Genomic DNA, 16776 nt, shown 5'->3' with positions numbered 1-16776 from the left:
GTTTTCTAACAAAACGAACCGTTCGCCCTGAGCCTGTCGAAGGGCATGTCTGGTTGTGCCCTTCGACAGGCTCAGGGCGAACGGACAGCAAGACAAAATGTTAAGAAATATACGCTCAGGTACTTAGATATCGCCTGGCGGGAGTGGCAGGTCGCCCAAGGGGCCAAGGCAGCCGTCTATCCATTGTCGAGCTTGCAGAGTCAGATCGTGCTGCTGAAGATGTCCTGTCGGTGCCGGCGGTTGAGAATGGAGTCAAGTCTGTCTTTCCGATGATGTTCGGTCGTATCGGCTTGACCGAACAGTGCCGGCCCATCGGTTCAGGGCTATTGATCCGTATTGGCAATGGCCTGCGCAAAAAGGTCTAATTTGCTTTTGCTCACCGCAGGGCCTGACCGTGCTGGCGGAAATCATGTTGCCGGCGTTTGGAGGGCTTGCCGCATGGCTTGGGCTGCTCAGTGTCTTACCCCTAATCGACGAGGGAGCTCTCCTGATCAAATACGTCTTGCCGCCGGGCACACCGTTTAAGGGGTCAATCCGGCTTGAAGGTAGCGGCCGATCAGCTTGAGTAACCGTTTGTCCCCAATCTTTCTAGCAAAACAACCCTTGGCATTGACGCGGCGGTGCAAATACGTTAGAGATGGTGTGGCGTATCATCTGCTCTTTGGCATAAAATGGTTTCAGGTACTTGATGAAGAGAGGGTTTAAAAGGGAAGACGGTGAAAGTCCGTCGCGGTCCCGCCGCTGTAAACGGGGACGAAAGCCATGACGACCACTGGCACGGGGTTGAACGCGCTGGGAAGGGATGGTGAGTAGGCTGATCCGTGAGCCAGAAAACCTGCCTGGAGCTAATAAGGGACTCTGCCGTCGAGGCTGTGAGATGCTCCCGTACCCTGACATACTTTATGGAGCGCCTACCCCTTGGTCGGCCCTTTCCGTCTGCGTGGAGCATGATGCGGAAAGGCACTTTCCCCTTGGATCGCCGGGAGAGTGGAGAATTCCCGGGGGAGCGAGGCATTCCCCCAAGCAAGCATTTGAGGATGAAGTCAAGCTGGGTGCAGTCCTTGAAATCTCCGTACATTTTGGAGGTTCGAGGACTTTTTTTTTGAGCGGGGACCGGGTTGCACGAAGGAAATGGGGATGAACAGGGGCATGAGACAACAATGAATCCTCCGCAGAGCGCCAACATCAATCGGACAGGGCTGGTCGAGGCAGGCCGCCGGATCGAAGAGGAAAGTTTCCGGATCATCGATGCCGAAATGGGGGATCATTCCTTTACCCCCGAGCAATGGCAGGTGGTTCGCCGTGTGATCCACACGACGGGCGATTTCGACTATGCCAACGGGATGCGGTTTCATCCCCGGGCTGTTGCCGCCGGTATCGAAGCTCTCAAGAGGGGAGCCGAGATTATCACCGACACCCGCATGATCCAGGTGGGTTTGTCACCCTGGCGGCTGCAGTGGTTTGGAAACAGCGTGGTGACCCCGGCGACCCACGCCGACAGCCAGGAATGGGCGGAAAAATGGGGGACCACCCGGTCTGTGGCCGCATTCAGGCATTATGCGCCTCGGTTCAATGGCGCCATTCTGGCCATCGGAAATGCCCCCACGGCGCTGCTGGAGGTCTCTCGACTCATAAGGGATGCGGGGGTTCGGCCGGCGTTGGTCGTCGGCGTTCCCGTGGGCTTCGTCCAGGCTGCGGAGTCCAAGGAGATGCTCTGGCAAATGACCGAACAGCCCGCGATCACCATCCTCGGGCGCAAAGGGGGCAGCTCCGTCGCAGTGGCTATCCTGCATGCTCTTTTGGAACGGGCTAAGACATCAAACGAATGAGGAAAGAAGCTATGCTTGGCACCTTGTATGGTATCGGTGTAGGCCCCGGAGACCCGGAGCTCTTGACACTCAAGGCGGTGAAGGTCATCAAAGAGGTGGCCCATGTTTTTGCGGCGGCCTCCAGCAAGAACGACTACAGTCTCGCCCTTGACATCGTTCGGGACCATCTTCCGTCCCATACACCCGTGGATCATCTTGCCTTTCCCATGACTTTCAACCCCGAGCGTCTCGAAGATGCCTGGCAGGCCAACTGCGAGAAAGTCGTCGAGGTCCTGCGGCAGGGTAAGGATGCGGCCTTTTTGACCTTGGGCGATCCCCTGACCTTCAGCACCTTCATTTATCTCATGAGGAAAATTCGGAAGCGACTCCCCGGCGTGAAGGTCACCAGCATTCCCGGCATCACCTCTTTTCAGGCGGCGGCGGCCTGTGCCAACATGCCCCTGGCGGAAGGGGAGGAAGTCATCACCATCATTTCGGGGGCCAAGGGTGGAGACCGCCTGAAGGAAGTCGTGGATGTTTCGGACAATGTGGTTCTCATGAAGACCTACAAGCAGTTCCCTCACATTTTGGGGCGAATCCAGGAAACGGGACTCCAGGATTCCTGCTGCTTTGTGAGCCGCTGCGGGCAGGAAGGCCAGATCGTGGAGCACGACTTCCAGAAGCTTCAGGCAATGCAGCAGCCTCACTACCTTTCCCTCATGATCCTCAAGAAGCGTGGGCTGGAGTCCTGAAAGGGGCGGAGCTCCCAGATCCATGGCGAACGGGAAGGATGCAGGGTGAAAGAAGGGAGGGATCCATTGCCGCAGGGTGGTCCTTCTTGGGGAGAACATGGGAAAGAAAGAAGACCTTTTCTTTCCGTGCCCTTCCTGCTGCCCCTTTTGTTGCTGCTGACCATTGCTCTGGCCGCTTTCTTGACCTCCGGGATCGGGGCGTACAAAATTCCCTATGCATCCATCCTGCGCCTCTGGGCTTCCCCTCTGGACCCCTCGGCGGCGCAGGGGGTGGATGAAACCGCCCGCTATATCGTTCTCCATGTGCGGCTGGCCCGGGTGTGCCTGGCTTTGGTGGTGGGAGGGGCGCTGGCCCTGGCCGGGGCGGTCTACCAGGGGGTGCTGCTGAACCCCCTGGCCGATCCGTTTACCCTGGGAGTCTCCACGGGGGCGGCTTTCGGGGCTTCCCTCGCCATCCTCCTGGGTGCCGGCGGCGTGCATTTCCTCAGCGTCAACGCATTGCCCCCAGCCGCTTTTGCCGGGGCGGTCCTGGCACTCTACATGGTGTACCTCCTGGGGCGTGTGGATGGCCGCATCCAGACGACGACCCTCGTGCTGGCGGGAATCATCGTTTCCACGTTTCTATCCGCCTGGATCAGCCTGCTCAAGAGCCTCAATGAAGACTCCATCTCCACCATCGTTTTCTGGATCATGGGAAGTTTCTCGGGCAAGAGCTGGGTTCACGTGCTCCTGGTTCTGCCGTACCTGCTCGTGGGCATGGGAATCATTCTTTCCTATGCGCGGGAGCTCGATATCTTGACGCTTGGCGACATTCAGGCGCAGCAGCTGGGTGTGAATGTGCAGCGCCTGCGCTTCCGCCTGCTCCTGGCTGCCTCCCTCGTGACGGCTGCGGCTGTCGCCGTCAGCGGGGTCATCGGATTCGTCGGCCTGGTGGTCCCGCACCTGGTGCGCCTGGGACTCGGTCCCCAACATCGACGCCTGCTGCCTGCAGTCATTCTTGCGGGAGCCCTCCTCGTTCTCATTTCAGACACTCTGGCGCGCAGCATTCTCCCCGGTGGTGAAGAGCTTCCCGTGGGAGTGGTGACGGCAATTTTGGGAGGACCTTTTTTTTGCTTTCTCCTGATGCATCGCAAGAAGTATCTTCAGCTCTGATCCGGGTGGAGGGCCTCCGCTGCGGGTATCCAGGCCATGAGGTGCTCAAGGGGGTCTCCTTCGAGGTCCAGCCGGGTGAGCTCGTGGGGATCCTGGGACCCAACGGATCGGGGAAGACGACACTGCTCCTGACCCTGACCGGCGTCGTCCCCCTTCAGGAAGGGGAGGTGAGCATTCTCGGAAGCCCTCTCGAGCGCCTCAACGCCAAGGATCGGGCCCGTCGCATGGCTGCCGTGGCCCAGGAATCTCAAATCCGCTTTCCCTATTCCTGCCTGGAAATCGTGCGCATGGGACGTTACCCCCATCAAAAGCGCTGGCAGATGGACAGCTTGGAAGATGAAAGGGTGGTGCGTCGGTGCGTTGAAATCATGGACATCCAGGAGCTTTCACACCGGCTGATTTCGGCCACGAGCGGCGGCGAGCGGCAGCGTGTGGTGATGGGCCGCGCCCTGGCTCAGGAAGCCCCGGTTCTCCTCCTGGATGAAGCGACTTCCGCCATGGATGTCCATCGAAAGCTGCAGGTCTTCCGGGTATTGGACCGGCTCAACCGCGAGGAGGGACTGACCGTCCTGACGGTTTTGCATGATGTCAACCTGGCGGCCCTGTTTTGCCGGAGAATGATTTTTCTCAAGGAGGGTGCCGTCGTGGCGGATGGGCCCACCGAAGAAGTCCTGACGGCGGAGATCCTCGAAAGGGTCTACGAGACGCGGGTCTGGGTGCAGGATGTTCCCATGACGGGCAAACGGCAAGTGGTCTTTTTACCCTAACGAAAGTGCTGCATATGGATCGAATCAAAAGGGTTTTCATTCTCCTCTCCGCTTTGCTGCTCTTCGTGCCTTCCCTGGCGGCGGCGGTCCAGGTGAAGGATGATCTGGGGCAGGTCATCGAGCTGCCTCAGCCCGCCAGGCGCATCATTCCCCTCTACGGCGCCTTTGCGGAAATGCTCTTTGCCGTGGGAGCCGGACCGGAAATCATGGCGAGAACCCAGGCGGATGAATACCCCCCCGAAATTGTGGCGAGACCCTCCGTGGGAACGCATATGCGCCCCAACGTGGAAATGATCCTGGGGCTGAAGCCGGACCTGGTCATTCAGAGCGCCAGCCGTCGGGAAGAAACCGGGGAGATGGAGCGTCTGCGCGAGGCAGGGATCCCCGTGGCCGTGTTTGCTCCCCGTTCTTTCGAGGATATCTTTTCCACCATGGAACGTCTGGGCGTACTCACGGGAAAAGAAGATATCGCCCGAAGCAAAGTGCTTGAGTTGAAGGCGCGGCTGGCGAAAGTCACAGCGCGTCTTTCGGGATTTCAAAAGCGGGTCCGGGTGTTTTTCGAAGTCCGGGGCGAACCCCTGACAGGGGCAGGCAGAGGGTCTATCGTCGAGAGCATTCTCCAGGCTTCGGGAGCGGAAAATGCCCTGCAGAACGAAAAGGCCATGGTGCAGTTTAATTTTGAATCCCTTCTCCTGGCCGATCCCGATGTCTATATCGTTCAGCAGGGCCCTATGAACCGGAACCCCTTGGATCCCCGAAAGAGGGCGCATTTCGATCGGCTCCGGTCGGTTCGGGACGGGAAAATTCTCTTCGTGGATGAGCTCCTTTTTTCCCGCCCCGGTCCGCGCTGTGTGGATGCCGTGGAGCAGCTTGCATCGCAGCTTTATCCTGAACGTTTTGATGCCCCGTCCGAGGCTGCCGCCGGTGTGAAGGGCGGGGAATAGAGCGGCGGAGCATGTCCAGAACGGGATGCGATTCAGATCGAGACAAGAGGAATCTCAAGCGGGGCTTCAGCACGGGCACCGCCGCCACGGCGGCTGCTCGATCAGCCCTGAGATTTCTCCTGACGGGAAAGAGCCCGCAATGTATCGCCGTGAGGCTTCCTGCCGGGTATTACCTGCCCATTCCTGTGGAGAGCATTTACAGGGACGGAATGGATGTCGTGGCGGTTGTCGTCAAGGACGGGGGAGACGATCCCGATGTCACCCACAAGGCGGAGGTGAGGGCTCGAGTCCGCTTCGTTTCTACGCCTGGTCCTTCTATCCGGGCGCTTTCGTCCGGTGAGACGACTGTGAGCTTCCCTGCAGGAGGTTTGCAGAAGTTTTCCGGCATTTGCCTGGTGGCAGGTGAAGGGGTTGGAAGGGTCACCAAACCCGGACTGCCCGTGCCCGTGGGGGAGCCGGCCGTCAATCCCATGCCGAGGGAAATGCTGTCCCAAAACCTCCACGAGGAATTCCTGCGGGGCTGCCCGGGGGTGGCCGGTCTGGAACCTGCCGGGGGGGCGGAGGATCTTTTCCCGAGGGGAGCGCCGTCAAAGCCCTATGTGCTCCTGCCGTTTCATGGCCCCGAAGAGCATCTTCCCGGGTGCTTGGACGGGGGTGTTCTCCGGGTGGAGATCGAAGTTCCCAAAGGCGCCGAACTGGCCCGGCATACCCTCAACCCGCGTTTGGGCATCGTGGGGGGGATTTCCATTCTGGGAACAACGGGCATTGTGAAGCCTTTTTCCCACACGGCGTACGAAGAGACCATCCAGGCGGCCCTCTCCGTGGCGCGGTCCAACAGGTGCACCCGCGTCGTCCTCAGCACGGGGGGAAAGAGTGAGCGGTTTGCGCAGGAGCTCCTTCCCGACCTGCCCGGGGAGGCGTTTGTCCAGGTTGCCGATTTCTTTGCCTTCTCCGTTCAAGAAGCTTGGCGCATGGGATTTCAGGGGCTCATACACAGCGCTTTTTTCGGCAAGGTGGTGAAGATGGCCCAGGGGCATGCATACACCCACGCCCACAGGGTCTCGCTGGACCTGACGCCCCTGGCAGAGCTGGCGGCGAGCCTGGGGTATGACGGGAGCTTTTGCGGCAGCCTCGCCGAAGCCAATACCGCCCGCCACGCCCTGGAATTGCTGCGGGAGCGGAACGCTCAGGACGTCATCCGGGGCGTGGCCGTCCAGGCCCTGGATCAGTCGGCGCGACTGGTGGAATATCGGCTACCTCTGCGGTTGCTGGTTTTCGATTACGACGGCACCCTGCTGGTGGATGTGGAAAGGGCCGGGGGAAAATGAGGGGCCTTCGACCGGATGACTGGGCCCCGCCCTGCGTGGTCCTGGTGGGGATGGGAATGCGGGTGGGAGACATTCCTGCGGCGGCCCTGCCTTGGATCGAACGGGCGGAAGTGCTGGCAGGCGGAGCCCGTCACCTGGACTGGTTTGCCAGTCATCCCGGCGAAAAGCTCCCCTTGAAGGGGCCGTTGAACGCGTGGCTGGATGCCGTGGGCGCAATATCACGGGAGCGCCGTACGGCCGTTCTGGCTTCGGGGGACCCGTTCTTCTTCGGCATAGGACGCCGCCTGGCGGAGCGACTGGGAAAAGATCACCTCGTGACGTTTCCCAACATCACGAGTGTCCAGGTTCTTTTTGCACGCCTCAATGAACCGTGGGAAGATGTCAAGGTCCTGAGCCTCCACGGCCGTGGTGCCGCCGTTGGCGATCCCCGGTGGCTGCTCCAATTCCGCCTGCATCCCCGGTTCGTATGCTTCACGGACCCGCAGCACACTCCCAACTGGATCGCCCGGCAGCTCCTGGAAAACGGAATGGAAGATCGGGTCATGGTCGTGGGGGAAGATTTGGGGACTTCCTCCGAGCGAATCCATCGCCTTTCTCCACGCGAGGCTGCGACTGGGAGTTTTTCCTCTCTCAACCTGGTGGCGGTATTGGATGAGAGGAAAGATGCCCCTCGACAGGGCACGCCTGAGGAGACTGCCTCTTCCTCAGTGGATCTGGAGGGCGATGCCGCCCTGCCGCGCACGGTTCTAGGGCTTCCCGAATCGGCGTTCCGCCACCAGGCCGGGTTGATCACCAAGATGGAAGTCCGCGCGGTAGCCCTCGCCGCTCTTCAACTGGAACCGGGCCTCGTCTTGTGGGACCTGGGGGCGGGGAGCGGCTCCGTCTCCATCGAAGCGTCGCGCCTCGTGCCTTTGCGTTGTGTGGCGGCCGTGGAGAAAGACCCGCACCGTTACCGAGACCTGCAGGAGAACATCGAACGCCTTTGCGGCTCCCCCATCCAGGCATTTCATGGCAGGTCCTCGGAGCTGCTGGGGAGACTGCCGGACCCCGACCGGGTTTTTATCGGAGGCAGCGGCGGGGACCTGCCCGAAGTATTCGATCACCTTCTGCGACGGATGCGCGCGGGGGGGAGGCTGGTGCTCACCGCCGTGACCCTCGATACCCTGGAGGCTGTGCGGGCGTTCTGGGGGGACAAAGACTATGAGCTGGAGATCATCCAACTGCAGGTCAGCCGATCGGCTCCCATCGGCAAAACCCTGCGGTTGGAAGCCCTCAACCCGGTATTCGTGATCAGTGTGTGGAAGAGGGCCTCTAAATGATGGATATTGGATAAATTGAAAATTGGACGCTGACGCACGCAGGCTGACGCGCGCTGACGAACGCTGTTTTTTCTCCAACCTCCCCAAAAGTTTTTATCAGCGTTTTTCAGCGCCTGGTCAGCGTCATCAGCGTCCCTTTTTACAGTTTTGGATGCGAGGCATGCCATGAAATACCCCATTCATTTTGTCGGCGCCGGTCCTGGCGACCCGGAGCTGATCACGGTCAAGGGCAGGCGGCTCCTGGAGGAGGCCGACCGTATCGTCTATGCGGGCTCCCTCGTGCCCGAAACCCTTTTGAAGGGATGCAGGGCGGGAGCCCGCATCCACAACAGCGCCCCCCTGACTCTGGAGGAGACACATGCCCTTCTGAGGGAGGGGTACCTGGGAGGGGAGCGGGTAGTTCGCCTCCATACGGGCGATCCCGCCCTGTACGGCGCCATCCAGGAACAGATGGAGCTTCTGGACCGGGAGGCAATTCCCTATGCCGTTGTGCCCGGGGTTTCAGCGGTTTTTGCCGCCGCTGCAGCCCTCACCCAGGAATTGACGCTCCCCGAGGTTTCCCAGACGGTCATCTTGACGCGCATGGCGGGGCGCACACCTGTTCCCGAGGGTGAGGACCTGCGGTCACTCGCGGCCCACCGTGCGACCCTGGTGATTTATCTCAGTGTGCAGCAGATCGAGAAGCTCGTGGAAGAAATCGTGCCGAGCTATGGTCGAGAGACGCCGGTGGTCGTGGCCTATCGTGTGGGATGGCCGGACCAGCGTATGGTGAAGGGGACCCTCGGGGACATTGCGGAAAAAGTCAAGGAATCCGGCATCAGCCGCCAGGCCATCATCATGGTGGGTGAAGTGTTCAACGCCCGCACCGGGAAGGAATTGAAAAAATCCAAACTCTACGACGAGTCCTTCGAGCATGGTTTTCGAAAAGTGCAGCTCCCCGCCTGAGTCTCCATCCGTGGCCATCCTGGCCCTGACGAAGCATGGGGCGAATCTCGCTCTGCAGCTGCAGGGGCAGCTGCCGGGGAGTGTCTGTTATGTCCCTGTCCGGCATCGGTTCGCTCTGGCCATGGGAGCCGTGGGATTCGACCGGTTGGCGGATGCACTCCAGTGGGTCTGGCCGAAATTCTCCGCCCTTATCTGCGTTATGGCCACGGGCATCGTGGTGCGACAGATCGCCCCCCATCTGAGCCACAAAAAGGATGATCCCGCCGTCGTGGTGCTGGATGAACGGGGCAAATTCGTCATCAGCCTGGTTTCTGGGCATTTGGGAGGAGCGAACCGGCTGGCGCGAGAGGTCGCCCGCCTGACCGGGGGGCAGGCCGTCATCACCACGGCCACCGATGTACAGAAAAGGCCTGCCCTGGACCTCATCGCCCGGGAAGCAGGCCTTGAAATCGAGAATTTTGAGATGCTCAGCCGCGTGGCGCGGGCCTTGCTCGAGGAGGAGCCTCTCTGGATCTACGACCCGGAAGGTCGGCTGCGGAGCTATCTGGCCCATGAACCCTCCATCGACTGGCTGACGCAGATTCCTGATGTTTCGGCATCCTCTGCAGCAGTCCCCATACAGGAAAACCTCAATGGTTGTTCCGAGGCACCCGATTACGCGGGAGGTCATGCGGAAAATCCAGGCGTCTGGGTTTCGGAGACCCTGGTGCCTTCTTCCCTGAAATGCCTTGTGCTGCGCCCCCGCAACCTCGTGGTGGGCATCGGCTGCAATCGAGGGACGCCCGCCGGGGAGATCCTGGATCTCCTGCGGGAGGTTTTTTTGCGCGAAAACCTCTCGGCAGCCTCCATCCGGAATCTTTCGAGCATTGACCTCAAGGCCGATGAAACGGGGCTCCTGGGAGCAGCTGCAGCCCTCGATCGTCCCGTCTATTTTTATCCCCGCGATGCGGTAGAAAAGATCACCGTTCCCAACCCATCGGAACAGGTGGCCCGACACATAGGAGTCTCAAGCGTATGCGAAGCAACTGCTCTACTGAGCGCCCGGAGCCAAACCCTCATCGTTCCCAAACAGAAGACACTCAACGTGACGCTGGCCGTGGCCCGGGTCGCCTGTCCATCGTGAGCCTCGGGCCCGGCTACCGCTCCTACATGGTGCCGGAAGCGCTCGACGCGCTCGTTGCTGCAGAGGTGATCCTCGGCTACAAGACCTACCTGGGTTTGATTGACGAGCTGCTGGAGGGGAAGGAAGTGCTTTCCAGCGGCATGCGCAAGGAAGTGGACCGCTGCGCGCTGGCCATCGACCGCGCCCTTGCCGGCCGCCGCGTGGCGCTCGTATCGAGCGGCGATGCCGGGATCTACGGGATGGCCGGCCTGGTTTTCGACATCTGCCGGGAGCGGGCCCTGAGGGTTGCCTCGCCCGGCGGGGTCAGGCATTCAATGGAGGATGAAACCGCTGCCTCAGTAGATGGCGTGAATGCGTCGGCTCCGGATCTCTTTGTGGAGGTGATTCCGGGTGTGGCCGCCTTCAATGCGGCGGCTTCCATCCTGGGGGCTCCCCTCATGCACGATTTCGCCGTGGTGAGCCTCAGCGACCACCTCACCCCCTGGGATCTCATCGAGAAGAGGCTGCAGGCCGCGGCCTCCGCTGATTTTGTCATGGCCATCTACAATCCGCGGAGCAAAACCCGTCCCGATCTTCTGGAAAAGGCTCAGAAAGTCCTGCTCCGGGAAAAAGCCCCCGAAACCCCCGTGGCCATCCTCCGCAAAGCCATGCGCGATGGCCAGTGGAAGTGCCTCACAACGCTGGGAGAAATCCCCTTTGAAGAGGTGGACATGCAGTCCATCCTCATCGTGGGGAACAGCAAGACCTACCTCTGGAACGGCTGGATGGTGACCCCCCGAGGCTACCTGAACAAGTACACGCTTTCGGAATGAGGGAAGAGGGGTAAAAGTGGAGTGGCGTCTGCAGTAGACCCGTGACGTGCGCAGACTCGCCCTCGTGCAAAGTGCAGAGGGAATGGGCAAGTCAGCGCACATCAACGCTCAGTATGCAGCGCGGCTTCCCGCCAGAGGAAGCGGCATTATCCCTGAGTCGGCTTGGCTGGAGGTGCTTCGGCGGAGCCGGAATCGGATGCTGGATTTTCAGGGGCGGATGGGGATGCAGCTGCCGGCTCCGGCTGGATTTCCACCACCGGCGGCGGAATCGGATTCGGTTTTTCGACTCTAGCGGCTTCCTGGGAGGCCCGCATCTGTTCTCTTTCTACGCGCTCCTGGACCAGTCGGCGTCTCAACCTGAAATAAGGCCTCAGTACAAGAACAGCTCCCAGGAAAAAGCCCAGGCCAAAAGCGATGCCGAGCACCGTGTAGATATGGTGCTCCCACTTCTGGACCTCCCGAAAATAAAGGTTCAGCTGAAAGGGGATGACCTGTTGGAACGTGGAAAGATTCTCCCACGCAAAGAGGGTCGCAAAGCCCAAGATCAGTAAGGTCAGGATCAGCTTAAAGATTTTCATGCCCACTCTCCTTCTGGAAGTGGGGGATCAGCTTCGTGTAGGTCGCCTTGAGGTGCTCGGGAATGCTGCGGATATCGGCGAGGACGGGGAGGAAATTCGTGTCGCCGTTCCAGCGGGGTACCACATGAAAATGCAGGTGATCCTTCACTCCCGCTCCTGCCACTGTTCCCAGGTTCAATCCGACGTTGAAGCCTTCCGGGTGCATGACTTTTTTCAGGATGGCGATGCATTTTTGCACCCATTGCATAAGGCTCAGCATTTCGTCACCCTGAAGCTCTTCAACGGCGGCAACGTGTCGCCAGGGTGCCACAAGCAAATGTCCATTGTTGTATGGATATTTGTTCATCATGACCATCGTCAGCTCATCTCTGCGGAGGATGAGCCGCTCTTCGTCGGAATGTCCGTCCCCCTCGGGGCAGAAGATGCAGTAAGGTTCTCTCTTGCCAAGGATGTAATCTATACGCCACGGAGCCCATAGATTCTGCATGCGTTTCTCCTATAATCGAATGATTTCACCCTGAATCTGTTCATCCACGTGAAGGATTCCCAAGGTCTTTTCGGAGGTGCCGCGTCCCAGAAATACCGAGCCGGGATTGAACCAGAAAATGCCTTCTTGCTGAGCATTCACGGGAATGTGCGTGTGCCCGAAGAGTATGGCGTCCACTCCGTTGAACTCGTTTTTCAGTCTCTGCTGCAGGTCCGATGCAAATCCCCACCCATGGGCAATGGCGATCTTCCACCCCTGCACCTGCAGGATCCTGCTGGCAGGGAGACGGTTCTGGATGGAGTAATCATCCGTATTTCCCGCCACCGCCTCCAGTGGATAGTGCTCCATAAAATCCAGGATGGGTCCTCTTGCCCAATCGCCCAAATGGATCACCATGTCGGCATCGTCACAGTAGCGGGAACAGATCGCGCGAAATTCGTCCGTCACATTGGACAGATGAGTGTCTGACATTACAACAATTTTCATTTCACATGCGCCGCTGGGAAGAATTATGTACAAATATCATTCACATGTCACGGGGTACGGGACAAGGTGCTACTATATCAACCGGCGGTGAAAACTCAAGGCATTTTTCCAGGGCGGGGGGGGCGAAGCACTCCGGGGAGGTCGGCGCTGCTCCACGCCGTCAGCAAGTCTCAGAGGGGGATGATCTCGAGGTCTCCCCAGAGTCCCATCTTGTCTTTGACGATGATGAGGACCCCTTCGATGTCGGGAATTTGAGCGGCCCGGGCGAGGGCCTTCTTGATATGGCCGGGGTTCTGCACCATGTTCCCCAGGGCGGTGGCTGCAGCATCCGCCAGGGCGGCGTCTTTGGAGACGACGGTAACGGCGTCGGCCTTTCCGAAGCTCAGGGAATGCCCCACCGTGCCCGAGGAGGTACAGACGCCGAGGGGGAAGCGTTCTGCGGGAAAGCGCAGGGCCATACGCCCGCTGAAGGGAGAATCGGGGCCTGCGTAGATGCCGACGGTCATCTCTTCCTGGATGTCCAGGTAGCAGTCCCCCCCGTTTTCGATGATGAGGGCCGGAGTCAGAAGCTTGAGGTCCCGGGCGACAGACTGAGCCACGGCGCCGGCGACACTGGCCATGGGGCCTACGCCGGCCGTTCGTGAGGCTTCTATCATCCAGCGGGCCAGGGGAGGAGCAAGTGAGTCTTCCGGCAGGGGGGCCAGGGAGGTGAGGAACTGTGGGGATGCAGCGATGTACTGCTCCAGTTGGCGCCGATACCTCAGTACCGCCGTCAGGGCTTCCTGCCTCAAATCCTTCCGGGATCGTATCCAGAGATCCGTTTCCCGGTACCGGGTCTGAAAGGTGAGCCAGTCCGCCTTGCTTTGATGCTGGTAGCGGTAGAAGCGTTCTTCTTTCTCGGGCATGGAATCGCTCCGGGACATTGCCGCGGCCCGGATCAAGCCGCAGCACCTCCCCCCCTCCTCCCCAAAAGGGCTTATCAGCGTGGGTAGGGTGTGTTTTACGCACCATTGTTGACACAAGCATTTCTTCAGTACGGATGGTGCATAAAATGCACCCTACCCCAGGCGATGGATGCCGACTTATGGCCTCTTGACAAAAAAGGCTGTATCAGCGTGAGTCAGCGCCCTGTCAGCGTTCTTCAGCGTCCCCCCAAATCCTGTAAGGCTGCATCACGTTTCAAACCGGTTCCGCTCTCATTCCCACTCGATGGTGCTGGGCGGCTTGGAGGAAATATCGTAGACGACGCGATTGACGCCTTTGACTTCATTGATGATGCGGTTGGAGATTTTTCCCAGCACTTCATAAGGGACTCTTGCCCAGTCGGCCGTCATGGCATCGACGCTCTCCACGATGCGCACGGCGATGACCTGGTCGTAGGTCCGCTCGTCCCCCATGACCCCCACGGAGCGTACGGGGAGGAGCACGGCAAATGCCTGCCACACGCGGTCATACCAGCCCGAAGCCTCCATTTCTTCCAGGACGATGCTGTCCGCTTCCCTCAGGATGTACAGGTTTTCGCGGGTAACCTCGCCAATGATGCGTATGGCGAGTCCCGGCCCGGGAAAGGGATGGCGCATGATGACCCGTTCGGGCAGACCCAGCTCCCTCCCCACCATGCGCGCTTCGTCCTTGAAGAGCTCTCGCAGGGGTTCGATGAGCTTCAACTTCATGCGCTCGGGCAGTCCGCCGACATTGTGGTGCGTCTTGATGGTGGCGGAGGGGCCTTTGAAGGAGACGCTTTCGATGACATCGGGGTACAGTGTCCCCTGGGCGAGGTATTTTGCGTTGGTGAGCTGCCCCGCTTCCTTTTCAAACAGCTCGATGAAGAGATTGCCGATGATCTTGCGCTTCTGCTCGGGGTCCGTGATTCCTTTGAGGCGATCCAGGAAGAGTTTGGATGCATCCACGTAAATGAGGTTCAGCTCGAAATGGTCCCGGAAGATCCTCTGGACGCTTTCGGCTTCGCCCTTCCGCAGGAGTCCGTTGTTTACGAAAATGCAGTGCAGGCGCGATCCGATGGCTTTGTGGAGCAAGACCGCCACCACCGACGAATCGACACCGCCGCTGAGGGCACAGATGACCTGATCGTCCCCCACGCCTTCGCGGGATGCTTGTATGGCGGATTCCACAAAGGATTTCATGGTCCAGGACGATTGACAGCGGCAGATGCGGAAGAGGAAATTTTCCAGAAGGGTCTTGCCGCAGGGGGTGTGCACGACTTCCGGGTGGAACTGCACGCCGTAGAAACGACGTCCGTGGTCGGCCATGGCGGCGACAGGCGAATTGTCACTGTGGGCCAGGATCTTGAAGCCTTCCGGAAGCTTGAGGATACGGTCCCCGTGGCTCATCCAGACCCGCACCGTTTCGTCCTCCACGTCCCGGAAAATCTCGTCGGGCGCGTCGATGTCGATGGTAGCGGGGCCGTATTCCCGGCGGTCGGCCTTTTCCACGGCCCCATTCAGCTGGTGGGCCATGAGCTGCATGCCGTAGCAGATTCCCAGGATGGGAATTCCCAGGGCAAAAAGCGCCGGATCGGAAAGGGGGGCGCCTTCATCATGAACACTGGAGGGGCCGCCCGAAAGGATGATCCCTTTGGGCTGGAAAGACTTTACAGCGTCAAGAGGCATGTTGAAAGGGTGGATTTCGCAGTAGACGTGGCTTTCGCGTATCCGGCGGGCGATGAGCTGCGTGTACTGAGAACCGAAATCCAGGATCAAAACCCGTTCTTCATGGAGCTGATCGAATAGCATGCGTATCTTCCTGAATTCTGGATCGTTACTTCAAATCCACCTGGTAGTTGGGCGCTTCCTTCGTGATGATGACATCATGAACATGGCTTTCGCGAAGTCCTGCGCTCGTGACGCGCACCATGCGGGCTTTGGTCTGCAGCTCCTGCAGATTGGCGCACCCTGCGTAACCCATGCCGGCCCGTAATCCCCCCATGAGCTGATGCACGATGGCGGAAATGGGGCCGCGATAGGGGACTTTGCCTTCGATGCCTTCGGGAACGAGCTTCTGGGGCTCGAAAACCTGGTCCTGGAAATAGCGGTCCTTGCTTCCTTCTTTCATGGCGCCCAGGGACCCCATCCCCCGATAGACCTTGTAGGTACGTCCCTGGTAGAGAATGGTCTCTCCGGGGCTTTCATCGGTGCCCGCAAAAAGACTCCCGATCATGACACTGTCGGCGCCCGAGGCGATGGCCTTCACCAAGTCTCCACTGTACTTGATGCCCCCGTCGGCAATGATGGGAACATTGTGTGCGCGGCCGACTTTCGAACATTCCATGATGGCCGTGATCTGGGGAACGCCCACGCCGGCCACGATGCGTGTGGTGCAGATGGAGCCCGGTCCCACGCCGACTTTGATGGCGTCGGCCCCCGCTTCCACGAGACTCAGTGCCCCTGATGCCGTGGCGATATTCCCGGCAATGACCTGCAGGTCCGGGTAATCGGCCTTGATTTGTCTTACGGTGTGCAGGATGTTGCGGGAGTGGCCGTGGGCGCTGTCCACGGCGAGGACGTCCACGCCGGCCTGGTAGAGCGCGGCGACGCGTGCAGGGGTGTCCTTTCCGACCCCGACGGCCGCTCCTACCCTCAGGCGGCCCAGTTCGTCCTTGCAGGCATTGGGGTACTTGATGATCTTGGTGATGTCCTTGATGGTGATGAGGCCTTTCAGCTTGCCTTCGTCATCCACCACCAGGAGCTTCTCGATGCGTCTTTTGTGGAGGAGCCTTTTGGATTCTTCCAGGGAAATGCCCACGGGGGCTGTGACCAGGTTGTCCTTCGTCATGACCTCTGAAACCTGGAGGTCCATGTTGTTCTCAAAGCGCAGGTCCCGGTTGGTGATGATGCCCACCAGTTGGCCGTTCTTGACGACGGGGACCCCCGAGATGCGATAGCGGGCCATGAGCTCCAGAACGTCGGAGATTTTCTGCTCCGGCTCCACGGTCACCGGGTCAATGACCATGCCCCGCTCGGACTTCTTCACCTTGTTGACTTCCAGAGCTTGGCGCTCCACCGACATGTTGCGGTGGATGATGCCGATGCCGCCTTCCCTGGCGATGCTGATGGCCGTCTCGGATTCCGTGACGGTGTCCATGGCCGCACTGGTGAGAGGAATCCGCATGGTGATTTCCCTCGTGAGGCGTGTTTCAAGGTTTGTCTCGTGCGGCAGAACTTCGGAATAAGCGGGCAGCAGGGAAACGTCGTCGAAGGTGAGGGCCTCCGGTATGAGCACAACAGGGTTGCTTTCCATTCCATTTCTCCGTTAATG

16 protein-coding genes and 1 riboswitch are annotated in these 16776 nt (G+C 59.7%); of the genes, 10 read left to right on the top strand and 6 right to left on the bottom strand.

Annotation, left to right across the window (positions count from 1 at the left end):
• Positions 1–662: 662 nt before the first annotated feature.
• Positions 663–858: riboswitch (cobalamin riboswitch) on the top strand.
• A gap of 302 nt (positions 859–1160) precedes the next feature.
• The 10 genes from MWC30_RS17055 (at position 1161) to MWC30_RS17010 (ending at position 10950) form a co-directional block, all read left to right on the top strand.
• Positions 1161–1829, top strand: a complete 669-nt coding sequence (locus MWC30_RS17055; protein ID WP_244085409.1) for a precorrin-8X methylmutase — start codon at positions 1161–1163, stop codon at positions 1827–1829.
• Between the two features lie 11 nt (positions 1830–1840).
• On the top strand, positions 1841–2560 hold the full coding sequence (gene cobI, locus MWC30_RS17050) for a precorrin-2 C(20)-methyltransferase (protein ID WP_244085408.1): 720 nt from the start codon (positions 1841–1843) through the stop codon (positions 2558–2560).
• A gap of 126 nt (positions 2561–2686) precedes the next feature.
• On the top strand, positions 2687–3712 hold the full coding sequence (locus tag MWC30_RS17045; RefSeq protein ID WP_244085407.1) for an iron ABC transporter permease: 1026 nt from the start codon (positions 2687–2689) through the stop codon (positions 3710–3712).
• Positions 3670–4479, top strand: a complete 810-nt coding sequence (locus MWC30_RS17040) for an ABC transporter ATP-binding protein (RefSeq protein ID WP_244085406.1) — start codon at positions 3670–3672, stop codon at positions 4477–4479. Before MWC30_RS17045 ends, MWC30_RS17040 begins: the two co-directional genes overlap by 43 nt.
• A gap of 14 nt (positions 4480–4493) precedes the next feature.
• Entirely contained in the window at positions 4494–5423 is a 930-nt protein-coding gene (locus MWC30_RS17035) for an ABC transporter substrate-binding protein (RefSeq protein WP_244085405.1), read from the top strand.
• Positions 5424–5434: 11 nt separating this feature from the next.
• Complete coding sequence (cbiD, locus tag MWC30_RS17030) at positions 5435–6751, top strand: cobalt-precorrin-5B (C(1))-methyltransferase CbiD (RefSeq protein ID WP_244085404.1); 1317 nt, start codon at positions 5435–5437, stop codon at positions 6749–6751.
• Complete coding sequence (cbiE, locus tag MWC30_RS17025; protein ID WP_244085403.1) at positions 6748–8070, top strand: precorrin-6y C5,15-methyltransferase (decarboxylating) subunit CbiE; 1323 nt, start codon at positions 6748–6750, stop codon at positions 8068–8070. Before cbiD ends, cbiE begins: the two co-directional genes overlap by 4 nt.
• A 165-nt stretch (positions 8071–8235) precedes the next feature.
• Positions 8236–9015 carry a precorrin-4 C(11)-methyltransferase gene (cobM, locus tag MWC30_RS17020; protein WP_244085402.1) on the top strand — a complete coding sequence of 260 codons (780 nt, stop codon included), beginning with the start codon at positions 8236–8238 and terminating at the stop codon, positions 9013–9015.
• Entirely contained in the window at positions 8984–10138 is a 1155-nt protein-coding gene (locus MWC30_RS17015) for a cobalt-precorrin 5A hydrolase (RefSeq protein WP_244085401.1), read from the top strand. The genes cobM and MWC30_RS17015 overlap by 32 nt, the downstream gene beginning before the upstream one ends.
• The gene (locus tag MWC30_RS17010; protein ID WP_244085400.1) at positions 10135–10950 is read left to right on the top strand and encodes a precorrin-3B C(17)-methyltransferase; all 816 of its coding nucleotides are present in this window, start codon (positions 10135–10137) and stop codon (positions 10948–10950) included. The genes MWC30_RS17015 and MWC30_RS17010 overlap by 4 nt, the downstream gene beginning before the upstream one ends.
• A gap of 146 nt (positions 10951–11096) precedes the next feature.
• Here MWC30_RS17010 and MWC30_RS17005 read toward each other — a convergent pair whose 3' ends face one another.
• The 6 genes from MWC30_RS17005 to guaB form a co-directional block, all read right to left on the bottom strand.
• The gene (locus MWC30_RS17005) at positions 11097–11528 is read right to left on the bottom strand and encodes a lipopolysaccharide assembly protein LapA domain-containing protein (RefSeq protein ID WP_244085399.1); all 432 of its coding nucleotides are present in this window, start codon (positions 11526–11528) and stop codon (positions 11097–11099) included.
• Positions 11515–12015 (bottom strand): HIT domain-containing protein, encoded by a 501-nt coding sequence (locus MWC30_RS17000; RefSeq protein WP_244085398.1) that lies wholly within the window; start codon positions 12013–12015, stop codon positions 11515–11517. Before MWC30_RS17000 ends, MWC30_RS17005 begins: the two co-directional genes overlap by 14 nt.
• 9 nt (positions 12016–12024) lie before the next feature.
• Positions 12025–12501 (bottom strand): metallophosphoesterase family protein, encoded by a 477-nt coding sequence (locus MWC30_RS16995; protein ID WP_256461271.1) that lies wholly within the window; start codon positions 12499–12501, stop codon positions 12025–12027.
• Between the two features lie 170 nt (positions 12502–12671).
• Positions 12672–13406: a UPF0280 family protein gene (locus MWC30_RS16990; protein ID WP_244085396.1), complete on the bottom strand. Its 735-nt coding sequence runs from the start codon at positions 13404–13406 to the stop codon at positions 12672–12674.
• Between the two features lie 291 nt (positions 13407–13697).
• The gene (guaA, locus tag MWC30_RS16985; protein WP_244085395.1) at positions 13698–15254 is read right to left on the bottom strand and encodes a glutamine-hydrolyzing GMP synthase; all 1557 of its coding nucleotides are present in this window, start codon (positions 15252–15254) and stop codon (positions 13698–13700) included.
• 25 nt (positions 15255–15279) lie between these two features.
• Complete coding sequence (guaB, locus tag MWC30_RS16980) at positions 15280–16758, bottom strand: IMP dehydrogenase (protein ID WP_244085394.1); 1479 nt, start codon at positions 16756–16758, stop codon at positions 15280–15282.
• Positions 16759–16776: the final 18 nt, after the last annotated feature.

The sequence above is a fragment of the Desulforhabdus sp. TSK genome (assembly GCF_022836495.1).
Taxonomy (GTDB): Bacteria; Desulfobacterota; Syntrophobacteria; order Syntrophobacterales; family Syntrophobacteraceae; genus Desulforhabdus.
This window is presented reverse-complemented; position numbering and strand designations above follow the sequence as displayed.

What these genes read in the sequence shown, in the direction of transcription:
- guaB (WP_244085394.1), bottom strand. Translation starts at nt 16,758, where the DNA reads ATGGAAAGCAACCCTGTTGTGCTCATACCGGAGGCCCTCACCTTCGAC.
- MWC30_RS16990 (WP_244085396.1), bottom strand. Translation starts at nt 13,406, where the DNA reads ATGCCCGAGAAAGAAGAACGCTTCTACCGCTACCAGCATCAAAGCAAG.
- cobI (WP_244085408.1), top strand. Translation starts at nt 1,841, where the DNA reads ATGCTTGGCACCTTGTATGGTATCGGTGTAGGCCCCGGAGACCCGGAG.
- MWC30_RS17055 (WP_244085409.1), top strand. Translation starts at nt 1,161, where the DNA reads ATGAATCCTCCGCAGAGCGCCAACATCAATCGGACAGGGCTGGTCGAG.
- MWC30_RS17035 (WP_244085405.1), top strand. Translation starts at nt 4,494, where the DNA reads ATGGATCGAATCAAAAGGGTTTTCATTCTCCTCTCCGCTTTGCTGCTC.
- cobM (WP_244085402.1), top strand. Translation starts at nt 8,236, where the DNA reads ATGAAATACCCCATTCATTTTGTCGGCGCCGGTCCTGGCGACCCGGAG.
- MWC30_RS17000 (WP_244085398.1), bottom strand. Translation starts at nt 12,015, where the DNA reads ATGCAGAATCTATGGGCTCCGTGGCGTATAGATTACATCCTTGGCAAG.
- cbiE (WP_244085403.1), top strand. Translation starts at nt 6,748, where the DNA reads ATGAGGGGCCTTCGACCGGATGACTGGGCCCCGCCCTGCGTGGTCCTG.
- cbiD (WP_244085404.1), top strand. Translation starts at nt 5,435, where the DNA reads ATGTCCAGAACGGGATGCGATTCAGATCGAGACAAGAGGAATCTCAAG.
- MWC30_RS16995 (WP_256461271.1), bottom strand. Translation starts at nt 12,501, where the DNA reads ATGAAAATTGTTGTAATGTCAGACACTCATCTGTCCAATGTGACGGAC.
- MWC30_RS17015 (WP_244085401.1), top strand. Translation starts at nt 8,984, where the DNA reads ATGGTTTTCGAAAAGTGCAGCTCCCCGCCTGAGTCTCCATCCGTGGCC.
- guaA (WP_244085395.1), bottom strand. Translation starts at nt 15,254, where the DNA reads ATGCTATTCGATCAGCTCCATGAAGAACGGGTTTTGATCCTGGATTTC.
- MWC30_RS17005 (WP_244085399.1), bottom strand. Translation starts at nt 11,528, where the DNA reads ATGAAAATCTTTAAGCTGATCCTGACCTTACTGATCTTGGGCTTTGCG.